10 protein-coding genes are annotated in these 23,807 nt (G+C 64.1%); all 10 read right to left on the reverse strand.

Annotation, left to right across the window (positions count from 1 at the left end; translation table 11 throughout):
- Nucleotides 1–30 precede the first annotated feature (30 nt).
- The 10 genes from D5S18_RS17385 to D5S18_RS17440 all read right to left on the reverse strand — a co-directional run bounded on the left by D5S18_RS17385 (nucleotide 31) and on the right by D5S18_RS17440 (nucleotide 23,357).
- Nucleotides 31–1,122 (reverse strand): PLP-dependent cysteine synthase family protein, encoded by a 1,092-nt coding sequence (locus D5S18_RS17385; RefSeq protein WP_120042015.1) that lies wholly within the window; start codon nucleotides 1,120–1,122, stop codon nucleotides 31–33.
- 88 nt (nucleotides 1,123–1,210) lie between these two features.
- Nucleotides 1,211–1,639 carry a putative copper homeostasis (lipo)protein LpqS gene (gene lpqS / locus D5S18_RS17390; RefSeq protein WP_120042016.1) on the reverse strand — a complete coding sequence of 143 codons (429 nt, stop codon included), beginning with the start codon at nucleotides 1,637–1,639 and terminating at the stop codon, nucleotides 1,211–1,213.
- Nucleotides 1,640–1,741: 102 nt separating this feature from the next.
- The gene (locus tag D5S18_RS17395; RefSeq protein ID WP_147403982.1) at nucleotides 1,742–2,335 is read right to left on the reverse strand and encodes a hypothetical protein; all 594 of its coding nucleotides are present in this window, start codon (nucleotides 2,333–2,335) and stop codon (nucleotides 1,742–1,744) included.
- Between the two features lie 69 nt (nucleotides 2,336–2,404).
- Entirely contained in the window at nucleotides 2,405–15,223 is a 12,819-nt protein-coding gene (locus D5S18_RS17400; protein ID WP_147403983.1) for a PP2C family protein-serine/threonine phosphatase, read from the reverse strand.
- Complete coding sequence (locus tag D5S18_RS17415) at nucleotides 15,220–16,851, reverse strand: hypothetical protein (protein WP_120042021.1); 1,632 nt, start codon at nucleotides 16,849–16,851, stop codon at nucleotides 15,220–15,222. Before D5S18_RS17415 ends, D5S18_RS17400 begins: the two co-directional genes overlap by 4 nt.
- An 88-nt stretch (nucleotides 16,852–16,939) precedes the next feature.
- Nucleotides 16,940–17,344: a YbaB/EbfC family nucleoid-associated protein gene (locus D5S18_RS17420; RefSeq protein ID WP_120042022.1), complete on the reverse strand. Its 405-nt coding sequence runs from the start codon at nucleotides 17,342–17,344 to the stop codon at nucleotides 16,940–16,942.
- 4 nt (nucleotides 17,345–17,348) lie between these two features.
- A complete protein-coding gene (locus D5S18_RS17425) occupies nucleotides 17,349–18,710 on the reverse strand; it encodes a hypothetical protein (protein WP_203236778.1) in 1,362 nt (453 codons plus the stop codon).
- 206 nt (nucleotides 18,711–18,916) lie between these two features.
- Entirely contained in the window at nucleotides 18,917–20,371 is a 1,455-nt protein-coding gene (locus tag D5S18_RS17430) for an FAD-dependent oxidoreductase (RefSeq protein WP_120042023.1), read from the reverse strand.
- Nucleotides 20,368–21,876 (reverse strand): aromatic amino acid ammonia-lyase, encoded by a 1,509-nt coding sequence (locus tag D5S18_RS17435; protein ID WP_203236779.1) that lies wholly within the window; start codon nucleotides 21,874–21,876, stop codon nucleotides 20,368–20,370. Before D5S18_RS17435 ends, D5S18_RS17430 begins: the two co-directional genes overlap by 4 nt.
- Nucleotides 21,876–23,357, reverse strand: a complete 1,482-nt coding sequence (locus D5S18_RS17440; RefSeq protein ID WP_120042024.1) for an acyl-CoA synthetase — start codon at nucleotides 23,355–23,357, stop codon at nucleotides 21,876–21,878. The genes D5S18_RS17435 and D5S18_RS17440 overlap by 1 nt, the downstream gene beginning before the upstream one ends.
- Nucleotides 23,358–23,807: the final 450 nt, after the last annotated feature.

Below are 23,807 nucleotides of genomic sequence, written 5' to 3' on the forward strand. Positions count from 1 at the left end.
GATCGAAACTGCGGAAGCCGCGCAGCGCGTTCACCGGCCGACCGCCGCGAATCCGCGCGGGTCGAGCACAGTGGTGCAGCGGGTCCACGAGTCCACGACCCGCTCGGTCGGGTGCGCGATGCGATCCGGTTCGGTCGGCGGGGTGGTATCGAGCAGACCATTGGCGGCGCAGTAGATGTCGTTGTAGACGGTGTCGAAGTAGCGGTGCGGGCCGTCCGGGAAGACCGCCGCGATCCTGGTGTCCCTGTCGTGGGTGCGGGCCGCCCAACCCGCGACCAGCGCCACGGCGCCGACGCTCCACCCACCGGTGGCGTACCGGGTCGCGGCCAGGGCGCGGCAGGCCCAGACCGCCTCCGCCGGTGCCACCCAGTGGATCTCGGCGAACATCTCGTAGTCCACATTTCGTGGATGAATGCTCGACCCGAGACCCCGCATCAGCCGCGGTCCTGCGGGCTGACCGAAGATGGTGGACGAAATCGTGTCCACGCCTATCACTTTCAGATCCGGATTGGCCTCGCGCAGGACCCGAGCGACCCCGGCGGAATGTCCACCGGTGCCGACCGCGCAGACCAGGACATCGACGCGACCCAACTGGGCGAGCAGTTCCATGGCCAGTGGGGCGTAACCTTCGGAGTTGTCCGGGTTGCCGTATTGATCCGGGCACCAGGCCGTATCCTCGCGGGCGAGCAATTCGGCGACGCGCTCGCGGCGGGCCTGTTGCCAACCGCCGGTGGGGTGGGGTTCGGTCACCGTCTCCACTTGCGCACCAAAGGCGGTGAGCATACGGGCGACAATGGGTTCGAGTCCGGGATCGGTAACCACGCTCACCGGGTGGCGATAGGTCATCCCCGCCAGCGCCAAGCCCAAACCAAGTGTGCCGCTGGTCGATTCGACTATCCGTGCGCCCGGCGCCAACTCTCCGCGCCGCCGCGCGCTCGCCACCATATGCAGGGCCGGTCGGTCCTTCATCCCGCCGGGGTTGAAACCTTCCAGCTTCGCCCAGAATCCGCGGCCCGCCGGGGCGAACGGGGCGCCGATCCGCAGCACCGGGGTATTGCCGACGAGCGCATGCGGGTGGTGCGCCGCGTTCGGGACATCGATGAGATTGCCGAACCTGTTCATGAGTATTCACTTCCTGTATCGGATTTCGCGCAGGTGAGCAGGGCAGCGGACACCGACCGACCGCGGGTGTCGGCCTGTCGCTTACCTGTCAGCGTCGGGCGATACAGAAGTGAGTGAGTATTTCGCGGCCTGCTACGACTCTGCGCATGGGCGGGCCGCGCATGCCGCGTGCCAGGACCGCGATCGCCTGAAGCACGGCGAGAAGGGTTGTTGCCCAGATCATTTGCTGGAGTGGCAGCGGCTCGGTCGCGGTCGGTGGCAGCGACTTCACCAGGCAGTGCGCGGCCCAACCGCAGGATTCGCCATCGTGATCGATGACCGGTGAGGTGATCTCACCGACCGAGGACGCGGTGAACTGGACGGCGGGATGTTCGTGCCCGCGATGGCCGTGTGCGGCACAGTTCAGCATCAGTGCACCGAGCAGCAGCACCGCCAGCAACGCGATAGCGGTGCGTGAGATGCCGATTACCCCTTGGGCAGGCTTGCGGTCCGAGAGCCGCACAGCGCGAATGTGCACGACGGCGACAATACCGGGTAGGGGTACTTGGTTCGGTTCCCCGCGCCGGGAAGTGCGGTTACATCCGCGCCGCCTCGCTACATTCGCACGACGTTGACAGGTCTACTCCCCCGTCACAGCTATGCCATGGACCCGGCCAGTGCCGCGCAACCCCTGCTGCCTCTGTTCCTGCGACCATCCAGCGGCTATCCGAATCTCGGCAGCCAGCTCCCTGGGCGTTCGGGTTCCGACATTCAGCACCAATTCTTCGAATCCCGCCCCCGCAAGGATATCGGCCGGCTCGCGGTGCCTGCGCGAATGCCACTCCAGCCCCTCCGGATCCCCCACATGCCTTGCCTGCAAACGCCTCTCAGCCAGCCGGGGATCAATCACCAACCGGCACAGCAGCATTCCACGCGCCTGGTTCGCCTCCCGGTACCGCTCGACTACCCCCAACTCCTCCACCACAATCTGCTCCGCCCCCGCGTCCCCATAGTTCCCCACCGTCGCCGCCAAATTCCGCAACTCCACCCCTAGCTGAAACGGATCATTCTCCGGCGCGGGCCAACACCGCCTGATCTGATCCAGATCGATCACCGCATGCGGCACCCCCTCCTCAACCTCCGACTCCCCCAACGCATCCACCACGGTCGGCTTCTCCACCCCGACAGAGCCGTTGACGAATACCACATCGATCCCACTGCCACGCACCTCCACCTCACCACTGGCCCTCGGTAGGAGTTCCCTGCGTAAACTCCATCTCGATCGGCCATGCTACGGAGGCAATCACATCGCCGGACCTTCCCCTTGCTGATGCTCGGCCGCCCGCATATGGTCCAACTCCTCCGCGATGGAGCTGATCTTCTGTTCGATATCCAAGTATTCCTGTTCGTTCGGCCGAGCACTGTTGAGAATATCCACCGCTTTTTGGACTTCAGCCCGTTCGATCAGCAGTTTCGACCACGATTTTGCCTGCTCCAGCAGATCCTTCAATTGCTTGATCATCGCCTTCGGTACTGCTTGCTTGCGGTTCTCCGGATCGATGAGCAACTTCAGATAATCCATCGTTGCCCTGATCTTCACGCAACGGACGTCGGCGGGCCGCTGGGCTCGCAGCGCGCTCTCCAGATCGGCGATCACCTCACTCACCGTTCTGCATTCGCGATCCAGCAGGGGCCGAGTGGAACGCCGAGAAACGCGGAGCAACCTCGCGGCTGCCAGCTTTCTGGCAACCACATCATCCAGCCCTACTAGCTCATAATCGATCGTCTCTAGTTTCCTGTGCGGGTCAACGTTCCAAATGCGCATGACAGTCGCCGCAGCCCCCGCAAGATGCCGGTCGCGAGCCGCCAACCAGCCGGGTATCAAATCGTAGAGTTCGACAAGCAGTTCAGCCCGCCTCGCGGGAACAATCGTATCGGGCTGTGCGACGAGCGCTCTCAGCTCGAGCAGATTGTAGTCGGCGCGTCTCAGGAGATTTCGGTAGGCAGATTCTTCCGACAAAACAGTCCGGAGGGCGCGCATCAACTCATCGAAACAGAGATCTATCGCCCTTCCGGAGATTCGGTCTTTCGGGATGAAATCACGAAAGCGACCGGACTCGGAGTCTTGTGCGGGGGATCCTTGTCCGGCTTGCTCGGAGGTCACTACCGGATGCGGCGGATCACCCGCCACCGGCGCCGAATTAGAACCGCCGCCCTGCGATTTATCGGACCATGGGGTGCGTGGTCCGACACCATCTGCTCGATCAATCGGTTCGCCGAGATTCGAATCATGACCTCTCGACTCGGTAGCACCATTATCCGCCACCACGACGGTGATATTGTCATCGCCGCCCTCATCTAATGCGAAATTCACAAATTCAAGAACTACATTGCGTAGATCGCCCAACTGCCCCTGCAATGCGCGATCCACATACCAACGTAGATCATCTGCACCGGGGGCATAATTCCACAACCCATCGGTGCAGGCGAGCAAAAACCCATCACCTTCTACAGTGTGGGTTTTGACATGAGAGGCCCTCACCTCGGGCGAATAATCGAAATCCGGCCCGAGGCACGCCGTAATCCAATGGGCCATTCCGTTCTTCAGAGCTTCGGCTTCATCCGGCACCTCTTGGTGTTTCATGATCTCCGACAAAAAGGAATCATCCTCGGTCAACCGCTTCGAGGCCCCACCGTCCCGCCGAATCCAGTACACCCGACTGTCGCCGACCCAGGCCACCGTCACGGTGTTCCCATCCATGAACGCGAGGGCTATCGTGCAAGCAGGCGCGTTTTCCGACTTCCCATCGTATTGAATCTGCTCGGCCAAACGCACTACCGCTTCTTGAGCCGCACCGACAGCGCCGACCAATAGCGCCTCGGTGTCGAGCTCCTGCCCCGGCACCAGCCGACGCATTTCCGAGTCGACGAACTCTTTGGCAGCCGCAGCTGCCATGCGTGCCGCCCAATCGCCGCGGACTGCGGTCGATACCCCGTCGAACACCCCTATAAACTTAACCCGGCGGCCGTTCCACCAATACTCCGCAGCAAGAAGCGCATCGTCGTTCTTTTTATGGCGGTAACCGACATGACTGATTGCAGCTGTTCCGCCGGAAACATATTTGATTTGATCATATTCACCGTGCCGTATAGAACCTACAGGCACGTCCGAGCCGATCGACAGGTCCGCAAGTCGTGGTCCAGGGCCAATAGTCGCCACGTAGGGATCGCCTGGCCCGACCGACGGGGCCACGATCTGCACCGTATCCGGTGACTGCTGTCCCGTGCCGGATCGCACTGTCGAACCGGAGACCGGCTCATGACCGATCGGATTCGACTCATCGACCTGCGTTCCCGCACCGCCGTTTGCCTTCGGCCCCGAACCCAGTCCAACAGCCCAGGGACTCTCCGCAACCTCGGCTTGCGTGAGGACGCGCTCACCGCCTTCGGGAACGACAACCGGTGCAGGCCCGATTTGTGGTTCGCCTTCGCGCGCCTCATCGACCGGGCCACGCGTTTGGTCTGCGCTGCGGGTCGATTCATCGTCCTGTGGTCGCGCATCATGCCGTGCGATCGGCCCCGCACCCAACCCAGCGGCCCAGGAACCTTCCGGAACCTTTGCGTCTGTCGGCACTCGCCCGCGGCCCCCCGCGACGTCCGTCGAGGCAGACCCGCCTTCCGGCGCCGCTCGGCGTTCCAACGCGCCGAGCAAACCGGCGACCCGTTTGTCAGCAGCCTCGAAAAGGGCGATCGCTGCCCTGGCTTCCGACACAGCCTTTGCCGCGTCGTCGCGCGCGGCGTGCGCTTCCCTGTTGCCACGATAGGCAGCCAACCATTCCTCTGTAGCCCTGTGAATATTCGATAGGACTGGATGCATTGGAAAGCCAGGATTTGGTTCATATTGAGCCAGCAGATAGTACGAGTATGTGAGCGGTTGCACCCATTTGTCATTTGCGGCCCCAGCCAAAAGAACGCTTGCGAGTGGTACCAACAACGACGCCAACGGCAGCCTGGCCGCCATCTCCGGATCAACCGAGAAATACGGGTCGTACGTGGTTGCAGGCGCGCCGGCAAGAGCGTTCGAAATCGCTCGGGTCGCCTTCTTTAATCGGCGCTTCGCGTCCTTGATAAGTTCCCAATAGGGATTCAACTCCTTCGTCGGCTTGCCATTGACGTATTTGTGGTGCACAGCGGGCCGCGCGATTTCGACCACATGGGCGGCAGGCCGTGTCTTCAGCCACTCCCGCGTTGCGGCGAAAAGTTCGGCCAACAGGCCAATCTCCTGCGAATCGGCCTGCACAGTCCTCCGCAATATCGCATCGAGCTTCTCGAGATGAGGTTGCACGGCCTGCAAGCGAGATACAATGTGCCACCATTCCTGATATGCCGCTTTCCCGATCTGTTCATAGATCCCCTCGCGAACATCCGACATGTCGGATTCGGTAATCTCGGGGAGCGGGGACTTCGCACTGAACGCACTCGGACCGGTCACCATTTCAATCCAGGACGGATTCGGGTCGGTATCGGACGGCGCACCCTTGGCCATGGTGAATACAACGATATCCGTGTTCTCGGTCACGGAACCTCCCCAGCCCACCACCGCGTCGAAAGCGGCGAACTCGTCGGCTAAATGTTGGAAAGGGAAGGAGATGCTGTTGGTTGTGAGTTCGAAACGCACCTGCCCAGCACTGTCGTCGAAAGTGGCGCGCAACACCTTCAGGTAGTCGTCATCGTCGAATTCTGATGCGAAGTGCGGCGCGTGCGTTTCCACCGTGTCGGCGACCGCCCACACCACGGTGACCACCTCGCGAATTCGGTTCGTGGACCAGCCGTCCTCGGTCAGCTTCCGCACCAGCGGTTCGAGCGCAGCCTCAATTGCCGTATGGTCGGCGGTGAGCGGGAGCGGCAGCGCGACTGTAGGTTCGGATTTGCCGGGTGGCTCTTCCGTTGGATCTCCGATGGTGAATGTCACGGTGCGCCCCGCGGCATTCAGACTGAAGTCCCACGTACCCAGTGCATCGAGCGATGACCACACACTCCCATCCGAGCGGATCGGATCCTGGTCGCTTTCATTGGCGACGCTCACGCGGATCGGATGCTGGTCGCTTTCATTGGCGACGCTCACTACGATTCGACCATCGTTGTGGGAGAGCGTGATACGCGGCCGGTCCGTCGAATCCGCGACCGCCAGGGTTGCCAGAAGCCACACAGCTTCGGCGGCGGATTCGACCACGGACGCTCTTTCGGTCGGGCGCCTTGCAACCCAGGGGGCCAGGGCACTCGGAAGCTCAGCGGCTATCCGTTCCGCACCGTCGAGCCGCAGAAACACGGTCACCGCATCGACAAGTCGGCCCAGACTCGCAGGCGCACCGGGCATTCCACTCAGGCGACGGAGTTCCCGAACCGGGTCCGCGCTCCTCACGGGAGTCCAGTTCCTCTCTGCCCTTTCGGCACTCAAACTCTCCACAGCGCTGATCGCACGAGCACGTTCGGCGCCGTGCTCGGCTCGTTGCGCCGGTGTCGGGTTACCGATTTGACTGGCGTAGTCGGTTCGTACGAGCTCCGCGATCATCTCGGTGACGTGGTCGAGCCGCCCCTCCTCGATCAGCCGCCGCAGGCCGGCTTCGTCGTTGGTTCGCAGTGCCGCCTCGACCATCGAAAGCGCCTGATCAATCCCTTTGGTCACCGCGCTCGGATCGGTCCTACCCAGCAGCGGGGCAAGGATCCGCACCAAGTCCGGAGGGGCGGGCGAGTCCGCACCGGCATCGGCCGCTTCCGCGGACACGATCGAATTCGATGCACGCCGGGACCCACCCGGGCCGTCATCAGCGCGGCCTCCTTTGGGTTGACGCGGCATCCGCGGTTGCGAAGCGGGCCTTTGTCCGGCGTGCTCGCCCGCTCCAGTCTCCGCTGCGGAAGCACCGGCAGCGGATTCGTTCGCGGCTGATCTCGCCGCCTCGGCTTCGGCCATCTCACGATCGAAGCGCTGCTGCCACTGCGAAGATTCTCGACGCTGCGGCGGCTTCGTACCCCACTCGTTGCCATCCTCATCGTTGTGGAACCCCACAACTTGGTGTGGGATCCCCTTCGGCACACCTGAGAATCGCGGTCGGCGACGTCGCGGTCGGGAACGATCGAGTGCTTCGGCTGGGTCGAAGTCGTGGAGCGAGACAACCGGACCACTCGCGCTCCCGCCCTTTGGGCTGGGCGATGGGCTGCCCGGCGGCGTCTTCGGGGCGGCTGTGGCAGACGTTGAGCCCGGTTCCGGATCCACCGACACCACAGTGAAGTCGACACGGTCGGTCTCACCTGTCACCGCACCGCCCCAAGCGGCCAGACCAGGCATCGTGTCGAACAGCGTACCGAGATTCTCGAATGGAAAATCTCTACACGCGGTGTCGATTTCGAGACGCAGCTCGCTCCCGGTTGCGTAGACAGCAGTTCGAAAATCGGATGGATTCGCTTCTTCGAACTCGGAATAGTTCATGGGGGCATACGCTCGGATCGCATTGACTAGCCGAGACAGAAATTTCTGGAACGCACCGATTCGCTCGTCCGGCCAACCCGTCTGCTCCAGCAGTTGTCCAATTGGTTCGAATGCCGGCGCACTGGCCGCGGCACCCGACCCTGGCTTCAAAGTCAGGACAAGGTCCGGTTCCGTGCGACCTGGTGCGGGCGCCGCAACCGATGGATGTTCCATGCTGAACTCGATCGTCGTCCCCGAGTGCACGACGAAACTCCACGCGCCGATCGCATCGAGGAGCGCCGTCGCGAACCATGCCGCACTGCCAGATCTGATCGGCGTATGCCTACCCTCGTTCGAGATTCGGACTGTTATTCGCCCATCCGTCCGCGTGCTCTCGATTCGCGGAGATTCGCCGAAATCCTGGACGGCCTGGTCGGTAAGAGCTTGAACAGCGGCGGCGACGAGATCGATATCCGTCGGATCCCAACCCTGCATCTGTGTTGATAGGTCGAATAGCTGGCGAGTGCCGGAATCCTGCTCGACCATCGCTTCCAGTTCGGCCGAATGGTTCTGCGCCGCAACCGAAGACCGATCTCCCCCGAGATTCAATTCATCAATCTTGTCGAGATCTATCAATAATTCTTCGGTGACGTCAATAGTCTTTCCGACAACCAACCTGCCGGCCCTCTTGCGCAATTCTGAAAACGCATCGTTGACTTCGACCACAGCATCGTATGCGGCAATCCATTCTACAATTGATTCAACAAGCTTCTCGGCCATCCGGTTGTCAGGTATTTCAATGTGCACTCGGCTGAGATATTCAAGAGCCTGCGACAGACTCCGCACAATACCGGGATTCACCTTGCGCAATAGGCTACCGGGCTGAATCAAATTGACGAGTCTTCCCTCGATCGCCGCTAGTTCTACCTCCGACACTGTATCCGACGAAATATCTACTGCACTATTCTCGACCCCATCCGCGCCTTCTCGCATTGCCGTGATGGCACCATCGAGACGCTCACCGGCCGCATTGAACTCCGCAACCGCACCTGCGCCGACTCGGTATACTACCGCCATTTCGCGAGTGGTTACCCAGTACTCGGCGGTCTCAATGAAATCGGCAATAGCAGCCTGATAATCGATCCGTGAATCGTGCTGTCTCAGGAATTCCGCTATGTCCGACAGTCCGGCCTCGATTCGGCTCAGAAGATCTACTTCATATTCACTGGACTCGATGCCGAACTCCTGCAACATTTTCGCCCGAACCGATTCGACTTGCGACCGAATAGACTGGATCCGCTCCTCGATATCGTCGGCAAGTCGAGGCTTTTCCTGCGCATCCGCCAATATAGGTATCGTTGTTTCAGGTGAGTTTTCAATCAGTCCGATTATTTCCGCATCGTCTTGATCTACTTCCGAGTGTTCCTCCGGTTTCCATACAGCATAGGCATGCTTCTCCACCATAGCCGCATTGTATAGAAGACCGATTTTGCTTGCCATTTCGGTACCCGGAGGATATTTCACCCGCAAGGCGGCAAGCGTTCCCCACCAATTCGAGGATGGCGTCGCCTTCGACTCGGGAATATCGAGGCTTCGAGCGAGAGTTTCAATTCTGTGACGAAGCTGATCCATTGCCACGTCGACGTTGGGTTGAACATTGCGATCTCGGTCGACGATGCGGCTATCCAGCAGTCGCATATTGTCCCACAATACCTGCGTCCACTCGGGACTCAGCTCTCGCAGCTCCTCTTCTATTTCGAGAAGGCTCCATTCGGCCTGCTCCATGAGTTCGCGAGAGTAGCGCCGACCGTACCACATGCCATCGGCAGTTTCGAAATAGCCGCTTTGGATATCCTCCGGATTCCATTCGTCCCGGAACGCATATCGGTAGTCCAGGCTGCCGACATCGATTCCATTTATCGAGTACCACCCTTCGCCACGCCGGTGATCTTGGATGCCGAGCACGAAGTCGATCATTGCCTGCCGCTCACCATTGCGCATCCGCACGGCTTCGGCCCAGACGCGCGGACTTCCTGCCCTCGACTCCCTATCGAACAGCCCTGGCATATCACCCATGACAATAGTGGACCCGAAGACAACATGGTCGGCAACATCGCTACCGAATGCCCTTGCCACCTTGAGTCCAAATAGGAAGGCCTTGCGTTCGACCTCATTGTCTATGGTTATCTGAACAGTGCGAATCGGATCGGGTCCCGCATAGGAAACGGATAGGACTCGATCCGCGATATTATCCACCGGAGTCATTCGCTCCGGATCGACGTTGTCGAGAAGATGTCGCGATAGAATCGGGAGCTCGACGGCCAGTTTCAATCTCTCTTCGGGACTTCCCGACCCCCGAAGGGATTCAACCCAAGCCCGCTCGATCGGAATCAGATAGGGATCCTGCGAACGCTCATTGTCCGAGCCGATTCCCGAAACCGGCGTATATTCTATCTCCCCATTGTTGTCCACCCAGCGACGATAGTAGCGGATCGACCTCTCACGACGGGCCAGGGGAACCAGAATACCGAGAAGCGCTCGCTGCCCATTGATGTGAGAAAGTACGATTCGCCTCCCATCGGCCATCTTTCCCGAGATAATTGAGTCCACATCTGCGCCCAGTTCCTGGAGAGCCATTTCGTTCTCCAAGATCGAGAATGCCCCCCGCACTCGATCCATATACTTATTGGCAGAATCGATCATGACTTGCGCATCGGAAATTGATTTCTGCCTATGCTCGAGATAATGCTCGTAGGACAGCAATCGAATGACATCTTCGTTGAAACTCCGGCCCCGCATGGCTTCGTCAACATCTGCCGCCAATCTTGCCCGCAACTCGAATACCTCGCGGATGATCGAGAAGTAGTCCTTGCCGATCAGTTCCTCGACTTCTTGTTCCATACCGACCGCAGCCAGAGGTTCGAGCACCTCTCGAATAGTCTGCTTTGCGCGAGAAATCTCTCGAGTAAATCTTTCGAGGGCCGGGCCGACAAGATTCTTGGGAAGATTTTCCAGCCTATTTTCACCGTATTCGACCGAACCCAATCTATCTACAACAAACCAGACCGATTCACCGTGGTCGCGATCCACATAGCCACCGAAGGATTCGATCGAATTCATCATGTGGTCATCGGTCAGCGACGAGAACAGAATCTTGCCCGCCTGCCCGATCGGTAGCCCGGCCGTACCGCTGATAATCTCGACCCGTAGCCGAGACCCTTCACCGGTCACGGAGACCCCGCTCTCACCGGGGAGGCCATCCGCGACCGAGGACCAATCCGAGATTATCCCCATAATATCGGCGACCTGTTCGACTGGCAAACTCGATTCCAACGCCGCATTTACTACATCGATTCCGAAGGTTATGTTGCCACTTTCTGGCACCGCGCGCGGTATTTCGTTCAGGTATCGACCGCTTTTTCCATCCCAATATTCTGCGGTTTCTCCCGACACCTGCCAGAACGCGTCGATCGACAGCGTAGGCGTCGTTTCGGACGCATGGTCAACCCGATACTGCCAAGCGGCAGCCCGATCGAGTAATCCGACTGCGGACCAACCTGCGGCCGGGGCTCCTTCGGAGGAATCGATCAACCCCAATTCCACCTCGAAGGCACGCGATTCTTCGGAAGTCCGACGAACGGGCGGTTTCGTACCTGCGCTCGAAACAGTGAGCCTGATCCAGCCACCGACGTGCTTGATACTGACCTCGGGCTCCTCGACACTGTCCGCCAAAGCCTGGACGGCAAGTTCCCAGAGGACCGCGCGGGCTGTTTTGTGATCTTCTGCCGACATCAGCGAACTGTGTTCGAGAAGTTCTTTCTCCGCTCTTACAGCAGAGCTGAGCTGAAGGTAGCCGTACGCGACATCGATGAACTCGGCGAGTGTAAGGTCGATCTCCCGTTCGTAGCTGATTCTCCGGAGTTCGATGAGCGGATCCAGGGTCTCGGGATCACGTAGGCCAATGGCATCTGGATCTGCGCCGACGGCGGCGGCTAGTGCTCGGTCGGTTTCCTTGCGCTGGGGATCTATAACCGACGGCTTCGCGTCCGGTTGCTGGGCGGCGACCTCATCCGATATGAGTCGTCCAACCAATTTGGGAACATGTTCGAGATTTTGGGGTCTCGCGGTGTCTTTGTCGAGCGTCAGTAGTCGATCGTTCAGTTGGCCGATGGCCCGGACGAACCTGGCACGGGTGAGCAGGTTCGGGTCGAGGTCGAGTATCTCCGCCAATCTTCCGGCGGGGGTTGTTGCCTTCGGTTTGGGGTTGGCCGCGGGCTGTAGGGCGGGTGGCGACACCTTCGGGGGTTCGGTAGCCGGTGGAGTGGGTGTCGGGGCAGGCTGCGGCGACGGGGCGGGAGACGTCGGTTTCGCCCCTCCTCTATGCCGTTCGCGCTTCTTGCCCTCGCCCATGGTGGCTTGGGTCCAAGGGATCGGGCGGGGTTCGATGGCGGGGGCTGGTTGGGGGGCTAGTTGGCGGGCGGGGACGTGGCCTGCGTCTGGGAGGGCGGAGGGGTTGGGGGCGTAGCCGAGGTCGTCGGGGTGGGGTCTGGGGCGTTGGGATGGATCTTGGGGTGCGCCAGGGGTATTGGGGTCGGGTGGGGTTGCGTATTTGGGTGTTGGGGTGGATTCGAGAGGGGTTTGGGCTGGGGTTGCGGGGAGGTGAGTGGACGGGTTCGACTGGTGGCGGGATGGGGGGAGGTATTCGGGGAGCGGTGGTGGAGTTTGGGGGGTCGTCGGTTGGTCGGGTTGGGGCATGTCTACCGGGGGGCGGTAGCGCGGGGCCTCGGCGGGGAGGTGGGTTTGGGTGTCGGCCGGGAGATGGGGGGTGACGGGGATGGTGTCGTGCGGGGCTTCGGGGTCGGGGGCGCCCGAGACCCCGGGGAGGACGACGTAATCGCCTTGGGGAGTTGTGAATTCCGTGGGGGTTGGGAAGGGGAACTGGGTGGGGCGGTCGATGGTGGGGTCGGCGAAGTAGCCGGGGAAGGTGGTACGGATGTAATCGGGTTCGGGTTGGGTGAATTCTGGTGGTGGGGTCGGGGTTTGGTCGTGGGTGGTTGCGCCGTTCGTCGGGGTCAGCCAGGTGGATGTTGAGTTCGATGTGGTGAACGTGGGGGTCGGGTGTTGTTGGGTGGGGGCTGTTTCCGGGGCGGGAGCGGGCGGGGTTTGGAAGGTGAGGGCGGCGTGGGTTTGGGGGTTGGGGGGATTCGGGGTGTGTGCGGGTGGCTGGTTCGCTGCCTGGTGGGTGGTGGTGTCGGTGGCTGGGGGTGTCGTCGTGGCGGATTTCGGGGTGCTGGTTGATCCGGGCTGTTCCAGAGGCGAACCGGTGTGGGTCGGCTGCGTGGTGTGTGTATTTGTCGCGGACTCGGTCGGGGTCGGGGTGTACGTACCCGACGGAGTCGGAGTGTTGGTATTGGTCCCCGGCTCGGGAGGGGTTGACGCGCGGGTGCCTGTGGGAGTTGAAGCATGGGTATTTGTGGCGGGTTCGGTCGGGGCCGATGTGTGGGTGCCGGTGGGAGTCGCGGTGTGGCCAGGGGTTTGGGTTGTGCCGCGCTGGGTAAGTGGGGTCGGTGATTCGGTTTTGGAGCCGGTCCACGGGGTGGTTGCCGCAGGGTTCGTGGGCTCCCTGGTGGTCGGGGGTGCCGGGGTGAGCGGCTCTTTCGGCGTGGGTGCAGTTGTGGGTGGGGCCTCGGTGGGGGTGTGCGGTGGCGTGTGCTCGGGGGTCAGGTCCAGACCTTCGGTGATCTGTTTGAATACGTCATTGACGTCGCCCAAAGCGGTGGCGACGACGCCGCGGTTGCCCTGTAGCCCTGTGTCGGGTGTGGCAGGTCGGTCACCGCCGGGCAGCAGAGATCCTTCGGTGATGGGACCGCCGCCGGCCGTGGGATCGGTAGTGCCTTGGCGGTTTTGCGGGCCGCTCGCCTGGCCGGGCGCAGCGCCTCCCGGCTGGGTTCCACCGGATGGTCCGCCACCGCTTTGCGGTGCGATGCCTCCCGGCTGTCCGGCCGAACCACTCGGTTGGCCTGCTGATCCACCGCCAAGTTGCCCACCGGCGTGGGCGGTTGCTCCTCCCCCGCCGGATCCGGGACTGCCTGACGACCCGACTCGGACCGCACTTCCATCCGGACTCGGCGTGAAAGTGGGCGACGTCGCGCCCCCTTGAGGCTGACCGACCGACCCGCCGCCTCGAGGTTGCCCGCCGCCGGGTGGCGGCCCGAGCGGCGATGTGCCGCCACCCGGCGGTCCAAGAAATTGTCCGTGGTCGAGGCCGCCGTCACCGTAGTTTTCCTGGATGATGCGCAGGAAGTCCGAATCGACCGGCACCCTTGGATCCGCCACATCAGGTTTGAGGACAGGCCCTGGGTCGGGCGCGCCTTGTCCGTGGTCGGGCTTTCCGAATTCCTCCGCCAGCATGAGAAACGGATCGTTTCCCTCGAAGATCTCGTGGACGTTTAGACCCATATCGGCCGCCGCCGCCATCGCTTCCGGCGTGAGTTCGGGCTTCGGCGCCCGCCCATCCGAAAACTCTTGGCCGCCACCAATCATCTCGTGCTCGACGGGGGCGGACTCCGAATTATGCGATCGCACAGGCGATTTCACTGCTTCACCCACGGGCGGCACCGGCTCTCGCGCAGCCCGAGCGGCAACTTCGATCGGCGGCTCGCCATGCGAACCGGATGCCGGGGGTTCGATGACCGGCAACGGCACTCGCGCACCGGTTTTCGCTGCGGCAATCCCCGCCTTCGATGCCGCTCCGGCCGCGCCCGCGGCCCCTGGCGCGAGACCGGCCAGCGCCGCCTCCGCCAGGTTGCGCAGATTGATCCGACGCCCTTCCATTTCGGCCAGCACAATGGCCCCGACCACACCGCCTGCGGCGCCTGCGCCTGCGCCGACCGCCAGGACGCCCGCCACATGGGCAGCGACTCTGGTGGGCTGTGTGTGGAATCGATTGACCCAGTCGCGCAGCCTCGGCGCCAACCGAAGTGCCAGCATCGCGCCCGCCGCACCACCCGAGGCGCCCACCACGGTCGCTTCGCCGACGGCCTTCACGTCGACCGAACCGCGATGTCCCTGTGCGACCTGGATCAATTCGGCGCCCAAGTGGATGCCGCCGCCGACCAGCGCGCCCCATTTGGCGCCCTGCCAGACCACTTTGACCGGAGGATGTTCGAGCACGAATTTCGCGCCGCCCTGGCGCAACCATTTGACCAGGGCGCGCCAGGTGAGTTTGGTCGCGATCTCGCCTTCGACACGGACGAGGGCCGCGCCCGGTGCGTTCCTCGTGGCGACGGTGACGAAGTACTGCACGACCATGAAGGCCAATGTTCCGACCGCCACGAAGATCTGAAGTTCCAGCTTGTTCGCCACTCCGTAGAGGTACTTGGCCATGCTGTCGAAAGGTTCGGCCAGCGAACGGCAATCGTCGCGCAGTTCGTTGATCGCGTGTCCGAACGCTTCGCCCGCCTGACCCTCGATCGCGGCGGCGACGTGGCCGACCTCTGCCGCACCCATCTGAACCGACAACGCCCGCACCGCGATAGCAGCCTGTGCCCACGCATCGGCACAGTCGCGCAGTAGTCGCGGATCGCCATTGGGAATATGACCGACCAGCAGTTCGATTGCCCAGGACGGCCACCCCGGCGGTATCTCGATCCTCATTGCCGTGCCACCACGCTGTCGACGAGGTGTCGGTGCAGTACGCGCGCGGGCACCGACGCCGCCCGACCGCACAGTTCGGTCTCGGCGAAGGCCGTGACCAGGGCTTGGCGGGGATCGAAGGGGCCGTCGGAGGCACTGTCCCACAGCGGATTCAGCCAGCGTCGATAGGCGGCGATCACCCGCGCGAGCGTTCGACGCCCCTTCCCATCACCGGGTGCGCCTGCGATGAGACGGCGGCGCGCCTTCCGGACGGCATCGGGACCGGCCGTGTGCACCATGATCCGTCCGAAGTCCGTGAGGATTGTCGAATACATCGGCCGCTGGGATATTTCGGCGATTTGTCGACCCGGCCGGTGTGTGTGGGCAACGCGATGCTCCAGTTGCCCGCGATCCACCAAGCAAGCCCGGTCCAGCATGATCCAAGCCTGGCGCGGGCCGGTTTCCTCGGTTCTGCGCACCACCACTCGCGAAACAGTGGCGGGGATATCGGTGATCTCCAAGCCGCCGAGTGCGAGACAGGGGTACTTCCCGAGCATGGAATCCACAGCCGAGACCAACTCCGCCAATGTCGTGCTGTCGAACGCGGGATCATCGAATCCGATGAGGCGCAGGCCATGACGTTCGGCGAGTTCCCGAAGCCCGGCGACTGCGGGACTTTCCGCGCCGTGGGCCGAAACAGGTTGGTATCGGCGAGGTTTGGCACGTCGCGGCGGGAGCGCCATCGGGTGTTCGCCGAGGTTCGGTGGTGTCGCCCCGGTGGGGAATTGGCCTCTCGGCATGGATCGCGGTGCGCCCGTGTCGGTTCCGGCGGTGACATTCGGCCGCGACCAGGGGTTGTCCGCTTTGCCTGCCTCCGGTTGCCAGGGCGCGGCGGATGATCCGACCTTGTCGGGTTGGAGCGGCGAACTGCCCCTTGGGCCGGGATCGGTCGGGACACCTGCAGCGGTGGCACCCGGACCGGTCGCGATACTCGGCGATACGACTCGCGGCATATCCGCCGGGCTGTTCGGCCGGGACGGGTTGTTCGCTCCCCGCTGCGAATCCGGGACCGACACCGACGGAGGCCATGCCGTGGGACGGGCGGTGCTCGACACCGGCTGTGGCGTGGTCACCGACGGACTTTCGGCCTGCGGCCGATGCGTCGCGGGATTCCCTCCGGACCGCACCGGCTTCGGATCGCCCTGCGCACCGACACCGGGTTCGACACCGCCGGATACTTGCGGCGATACCGCGCCGCCGACCGGTGTCACATACTGTGGCGTGCCGTCATATAACGGACCGATATGCGGCCCCGTGCCGGCATCCACCGATGGCCCATTTTGGGCGTGCTGGAGATACCATGCCGATTGCTGATCCTGCTGTTGCACCTGGCGGCTGAATCCGGCAATACCATTGCCCAGCGCCCGGATATTGTCCGCGACGACACGCATTCCGGTCAGTGCCTTCGTCGCTTCGGGCAGGTAGGTGTCGCCAATGGTGCGGCCCGGTTCGTCGGTGCCCCAGCACGCGCCCGCGAGATCGAGGGCGGCCCGCAACTGGGACAGATCCCGGTGGGCGTTGTCCGCGATGGCCGACAGTCGACCGACGACATCGCGCACCCGAGCGGGATCCATCCGGAACTGATTCACCGATCGACCCTCCGCTCCGACGTTGCGAGCACCCAATTGTCCGATACGGCTCGGTACGCACCGGTTCCCATTCCGGAGAATCCGGTGACTACCGGTCCACGTGCGGCCGCATACTCGGCGCGTCGGGGATCAGATCGGAGAAGTCCGGCATGGATTCGGCGGATTCGAGGACCGGCGCGAGCAATTCCTGAACCTGCCCGCGAGCCGCCGCGGCCGCCTGGCGGGCGGTCTCGGCGACCGATCGACCCAACTCATCGGCATTGCCGCGCAAGGCTTCCTGGTCGAAACGCACCTCGGTGACCACGCCCGCCGCGTCCACGGTTACCGTCACGAGACGGTCGGTCGAGGTGGCGGTGGCGCGGAGAGTGGTCATCTTTTCCTGCACGTTTTTGAGATAGGCCTGCTGCTCCTTGAGGATGTCGAGCATGTGGTCCACCTGATTGAGTGTGCCCGTGTTGGCCGCGCGCAGGCCCTCGCGTTCCCAACGGTCCATGACTTCACCCTTCGATGCGGTGGCGGCGGCGGAACTGCCGCTCGAGTTCGGCGATGGCGGTCGCCGGGGTCACGGTCGGCGCGGTGCGTTCCAGGCGGCCGTCGTCGACGATGTAGTAGATCGCCGGTTCGACCTCGGCGGGGACGCGGACGATCCAGCCGATGCCGAAGCGTTCGGCGATCATTTGGGCCACTGGGGTTTCGGGGAGACCGTGGCCCGCGAGGTAGTCGCGGACCATGGCCAGCGCCCGATTCTCCGGCATTGGTTGCGGTACAGCGGAAACCAGTCCGGCGAGTGTGAATTGATATAGCGCGCCGTCGATATCGTGGTCGGCGTCGAAGATGTGCTCGAGACCGGCGCGCGTCACGCGCGCCGATTCCGCCGCGGTCAATAGCGCGACCGCGTGTTCGCGAGGCAGATCGGGCGCGACGGTGGCGATGATGTCGAGTGTGGTGGTGGCGGTCCACACGCCGGGGACCGCCTCGGCGCAATCCGACCCGATTTCCGCGCGATACCAGTGCCCCGAATCCCACCAGTAGCAGAACGAGAGCAGACCCGAGGCGGCACGCGGATCCAGCACCGGATCGGCCACCCAATCCGGCGCTCCCGCATAGAGGTTCGGCAGCGGCGCGGATTCGAGATAGGCGGCGGCCAGAGCCGGGTCATTCCAGACACCGCCCGAGAGCACGGCGCGTCCGCCGGGTAGCACGTACAGTGTCGAGCCGCCATGCGTCGCACCTTCGAAAACCCCGGACCACGGCAATATTCGCGGACCCCACTCGGATCCGGCGGCGACGAAGACCGCGGCGAGGGTCACCCAGCGTGCCCACAGTTTCGGAAAGGGCGGTAATTCGTTCTCCACCAATGTCGCCCACACTCCGGCGGCCAGATCGGTGCGGGCTTGGCCGGCCGCCGCCCGTGGTGGACGGCGCTGCCGATCGCCGTGTCCGACGTAGGCGGCCAACCATACCGGGACGCGTTCGCGCGGATAGGTTCTCAGGTCGGCGCGATATACCTCCGGCGGAAACAGTTGTCCCGGCGGCATGGGCAGTTCGCCGTAGTCGTAGTCGATTTCGATGGCACCGGCATTGTCGGCGGTGACGAGTAGGCGCAACCACGGCCCCTCGGGCGAGCGGGCGGCTGCGGCGCGGAGGGTGCGCACGAGGGTGCGCACCGATTCCGGTGGTTCGAGAGCGACGGTGTGGTCGCCGATCGAGTACACCAGTTTGCCGACCTCGGTGGCGACGGTCATGGCGAAAACAGCGTCCACCTGTCGCCAGCCCGCCGGACCGTGCCGGGCGAGGAGGTCGGCGAGTCGGCGGACGGGATCCGCGCCCGAGTCGCCCGTATCCGCTGGACTTGCCACGGATGCCATCCTGGCGCAGTTGAGCCGATGGACCGACCGATCGGCTCCCCGGGTGTGACAAGCGCTGAACGCGGTGATCCGCGCGTGGTCGTACGAAAGTCGCTGTTGGGCTGCGACGGATGATGGGGAGGACGGCCGAAACTTCGGATGAGCCGACCGCTGTCGGCATCTGTCCGGATTCAGCCCAATGGTGCGTCAGTGCCGTTTCAACGCGCCGATCCGACCTCCACCGGCACTTTCGTGCCTGCGATGTTCGCGACCAGCTCGACCGAGACCTCATCGGCGGAAGAGTCGTAGCGCGCTACCGTCCGCAGCCCGGACAGCGCCGGATCTGCTGTCGGGAAGTCCGCGCGATAGAAGTAGCCGCGACTCTCCCGTCGCGAAAGTGCGCTCAGCGCATACGATTCCGCGAGGATCAGCACCCCCGCCGACCCATTGAACTCGGCGGGCAGGCTCCGACGGGTCGTTCGGCACCACTGCACGAATGCCTGGACCGCACCTTCGGAGAATCGATGGTCCTCGAAGGCATGCAATCGTTCTCGGACTTCCCGCCGCAATTCGGCGGATACCTCGACCGATCGGGCGGGCACCGAAAACGTCTCGGGCATCTGCTGGTCCGGCAGTTCTCGCAGTGTGTCGGCGAGCAGGCCCGCGCTGGATAGGTAGGTCGCCCACGGCCGTCCGAGGATACTGTTGGCGGCGATGTCGTGGCGCGCTTCACCCAACGCGTACACCCCGGCTAGGTTGGTCGCGCCGCCGGTGTGTGCCGCGCCGCCCATGGAGAGTCCGTAGACGGGGCCGATCTCGTGCCGGGTTTCGCCGCGCCGCAATTCGTGCGGGATGTGCCCGTTGTGTCGCCAATACTGTTGGAAGATATCGAGATCGCGACGTTCCTCGGGGAGGGTGTGGTAGGCGCGTTCGAGCCAGACGGCGCGCTGTCCATCGCGGTAGAACTGCGCACCCGCCAGGTCCGGCGGGTAGAGCACGCGGCCTGCGGAGCGGTCACCGAGCGCATGTCGTTGGGAGAACTCGAGATTGGTGAGCGCGCCGCCCGCCGCGGCGAAGATTCCGAGCATGCTGCCGCTGTTCGGGGTCGGCGCGTGCCGCATGAGTCCGGAGTAGCCGCCGCTGGCCAGTACGGTCGCACCGGCTTGGACTATGCCGGGCTGCCCGTCGGCCGAATAGGCCACGCCCCGGCAGATCCCGTCTTCGACGAGCAGATCGGTGACGCGCCCGCACATGATGGTCCCGCCGTAGGCGCGAATCTGGTCGTGCAGCACCGAGATCACCACACCGCCCGCGCCGAGTCTGGGGAATGGCACGGGGTGGCGCGGAATCACCATGGTCTCGAGGGTTTGGAACGGGACCAGCTCCGACAGTTCGGCGAATTCGCTCGCCAGGTGGTCGGTGAGCAGCGGACGCAGTTCCGGATGCTGGGTCGCCGTCTCGTCCGCGAATGCCGCGGCGATATCCTCCGGACTCGGATCATCCACTAGTCGACGATGGAAAACCGTTGCCGCACCGAGAGATACGTTCGGCGTGTCCTCGTGCGGTGCGGTCAGCAGCACCACCGGAACGCCCCACTGCGCGAGACGGTAGGCCAGCCAGGACCCGGCGATGCCCGCCCCGATGACGACCGTGCGGGTCAGTGTCTGCTTCATGCGGCACGCTCCACGATCCGGTCGAGCACCGATGCCGCGACCCGCACATCCCCGTCCAGCGGACGATCCGGGTCGACCGCCGCAATCGCATGCACGAGTTCCTCGATGACGGCGGCGCAGGCGGGCGCGGTGGGTCGGCGACCACCGACGTGCACCGCCTGCCGTAGGGCCAGTGCCAGTGATCCGTGCAGCCAGCGCAGCGCGGCGGCGGCGTCGAGCGCGTTGAGCGCGGCCTGGGTGCCGAACGGGATGACGTCCTGGTTGTGGCCGTTGGTCGGCAGGCTCTGCACGGAGGCGGGCACGGTGGAGCGCCGCAGGTTGGCCAGGATGGCGGTGGCCGCCAACTGCACGCCCTGCACGCCGTGTTGTTTGCCGGGTTCGGTGGCCAGCATGGGTGGTAGTCCGCCGTTGCGGTGCGGGTCGATCAGCAGATCCAGTTGGCGTTCGGCGAGATTGCCCATCTGCGTTGTCACGGTGGTCAATTGGTCGGCGGCGAAGGCGACGGGCTGCCCGAAGAAGTTGCCGCCGTGCACGACCGTGTCGTGTTCGGGGAAGAACAGCGGGTTGTCGCTGATGCCGTTGAGGTCGTCGGCAATGACCGAACCGATGTGCTCGAGCGAGCCGCCGACCGCGCCGAGCAGGTGCGGCGTGCAGCGAATGCTGTAGGGCTCCTGGAGGGATCGGGTGCCGGTGGGTCGGGTGCCGTCGAGGAGTTCGCGCAGCCGCGCTGCCGCGGCGCCCGCGTGCGGATGACCGAAGGCCGCCAGCAGGTGGGCCGAGAGGAAGCCGGGATCGCTGCCGAGGATATCGGTGAGCACCGCGCTCAGGGTGAGGGCGACGGCGTGTGAGCGCCGCACCGAGGCGAGCGCGAGTCCGGCGGCGGCCGCGGTGACGGCGGTGCCGTTGACCAGTCCGAGCCCGTCGCGTCCGTCGAGGGCCAGTGGGGTCAGTCCGGCGGTGACCAGGGCTTCTCCGGCGGGCATGCGGTGTCCGGCGAAGTAGGCCGAACCCTCCCCGCGCAACGCGCCCGCCACATAGGCCAGCGGAATGAGATCGCCACTGGCGCCGAGGGATCCGAGTCGAGGCACGGCCGGGGCGAAATCGGTGCCCAGCATGGCCGCCAACGCCTCGAGCACCGGTGCGGACACCCCGGAGTGGCCCTGGGCCAGTGACCACAGCCGGGCCAGCGCGGCCGCGCGCACCACCCGCGGCGGCAGGTCCGGACCTTGGCCCGCCGTCAGGTGGTAGAGGATGTTGTCGCACTGGTCGACGGCGGTGTCGCGGCCGGAGAATTCCACCAGCGGCCCGAATCCGGTGGTGGAACCGTAGATTCGGTCCCCGGCGGCCAGTCGCCGCGAGACGAATTCCCGACAGGCCGCCACCTTGTCCAACACCTCGGGCGCGAGATCCACCCGGATCGGCGCGGCGGCCGCCTCCAGCAGTGCCGGGGTCAGCCGCCCCGGAATGGTGACGGTGGCGGGCACGGCATCGATTGTTGTGCGCACTATTTCGACTCTCCCGGAGCGAAGCGAAGGGTGTGTTTCTGGATTTTTCCGGCGGCATTCCTGGCCAGCCGGTCGACGAAGCGAATATGTCTGGGGATCTTGTAGGCGGCCAGCGTCCCGCGCAGCGCCGCGCGCAACTCCGCCTCGGTGACGGCGTCGGGCGCGGCCCGGACCACATAGGCCACCCCGACTTCGCCCCACCGTTCATCGGGCACCCCGACAACGGCACATTCGACCACGCCCGCGACGGCATTGACGCGGGCCTCGACCTCGGCGGGATAGATGTTCTCGCCGCCGGAGATGATGATGTCCTTGATGCGGTCGACCACGTGGATCCAACCGTCCTCGGCGACGCGCACCACATCACCCGAGCGAAACCAACCGTCGGCGAAGGAGTACTCGGCGGGGCGACGCCAGTAGCCGCGCGCCACATTCGGACCGCGCACCAACAGCTCGCCCGAGCCGTCGGCAGCGGGTTGGTCGACCGCGATATCGGTGAAGAAGTGCGGCACGCCCGCCGAGACCGGCCGCGCGCCCGCTCCTTCGGCCGTGGCCAGGCATACCCCCGGTGCGGCCTCGGTCATCCCGTAGCCGTGCAGGATATCGACCCCGCGCCGCTGCCAGGCCGCGGCCACCCGCTCGGCGACCGAGGAGCCGCCGTAGATCACATAGCGCAGCGATCCCAGGTCGGTGCGCGCGAAGTCCGGGTGATCACACAGCATTTGGAGCATCGTCGGCACCCCGGAGAAGGCGCTGACCCGCGCCTCGGCGATGGTGGCCAGCACGGTGGCCGGGTCGAATCGCGGGAGCACGACCACGGTGCCGCCCTTGAACAGCGTCGGCAGGCTGACCAGGCCGAGGCCGGTCGCGTGAAACAGCGGCGCGAGGCACAGTGCGACATCGTCGGCGAGCACATCGATGTGGGCGAGTTGGTTGACGGTATTGAAGGTCAGATTGCCGTGGGTGAGCACGGCGGCCTTCGGCGTCCCGGTGGTGCCGCTGGTGTAGAGCAGTACGGCGGGATCGTCCAGGCCGACGTCGGGGCCGATATCCGCAATGAGGTGCGCGGCGCCGGATGCGATGCGCGGCGGATCCCATTGCTCGATCGGTATCACGAACTCGACATCGCTCCCGGATACCAACGGGGCGTGCTCCGGGCCGTGCAATAGCAGGCGCGGCGCGGAATCCGCCAGCAGTCGCGAAATTTCGGGCGCGGTCAGTCTGGTGTTGAGCGGGACGAACAGGGCACCCAATCTGCCTGCGGCGAAAAAGATCTCGAAGGCAGCGATGTCATTGTGACCGAGGTAGGCGATACGATCGCCGCGCCCTATCCCGAGGGCGGCCATCGCGTGGGCCGAATTATCCACGCGCGCCGCCAATTCGGTGTAGGTGAGCGAGCGGTCGCCCTGACGAAGCGCGACGGACGTCGGCCGAATGCGCGCCGCACGCCGAGGCCAACTGCCGAGGCCACTATCGGGCATTTCGCCCCCGGTCGGCCGAAGGACCTGCGGTAGGGCCCAATTCGATCCGCCGCCGCACGACAACCCCTTCCGATTCGGACCTCTCAGTCATGGGCGGCGACTCGTGGGCGCGATGGATAGCGGCCCGGACGCCGACGCTGCGAGAGGTGATCATGGGTCGAACTTTCTGCAAGGACTCCGCACCGCACACGCATGCCCGGCAACCGGATCGGCATTCGCTGGAAGCTCGCTGTGCGGTGATTGCTGGGTACTTTGGCACGCCAAGTATCGCCGTGTCCAGCCGAGCCGAGAGTGTCCAAACTTCCCAATCCCGGGAGGTTCTGGCACGACAGTACCGAGATTCATCCGGCGTTTCGATTTCGGCCGCCGACGATTCATCAACCTTTGTTAGCCGCGATCGACATTCTCCCGAGCCATAAGCATGCGGAATCGCTATCGCGGACGATGACT

The sequence above is a fragment of the Nocardia panacis genome (genome assembly GCF_003598715.1).
In the GTDB taxonomy this organism is placed as follows: domain Bacteria; phylum Actinomycetota; class Actinomycetes; order Mycobacteriales; family Mycobacteriaceae; genus Nocardia; species Nocardia panacis.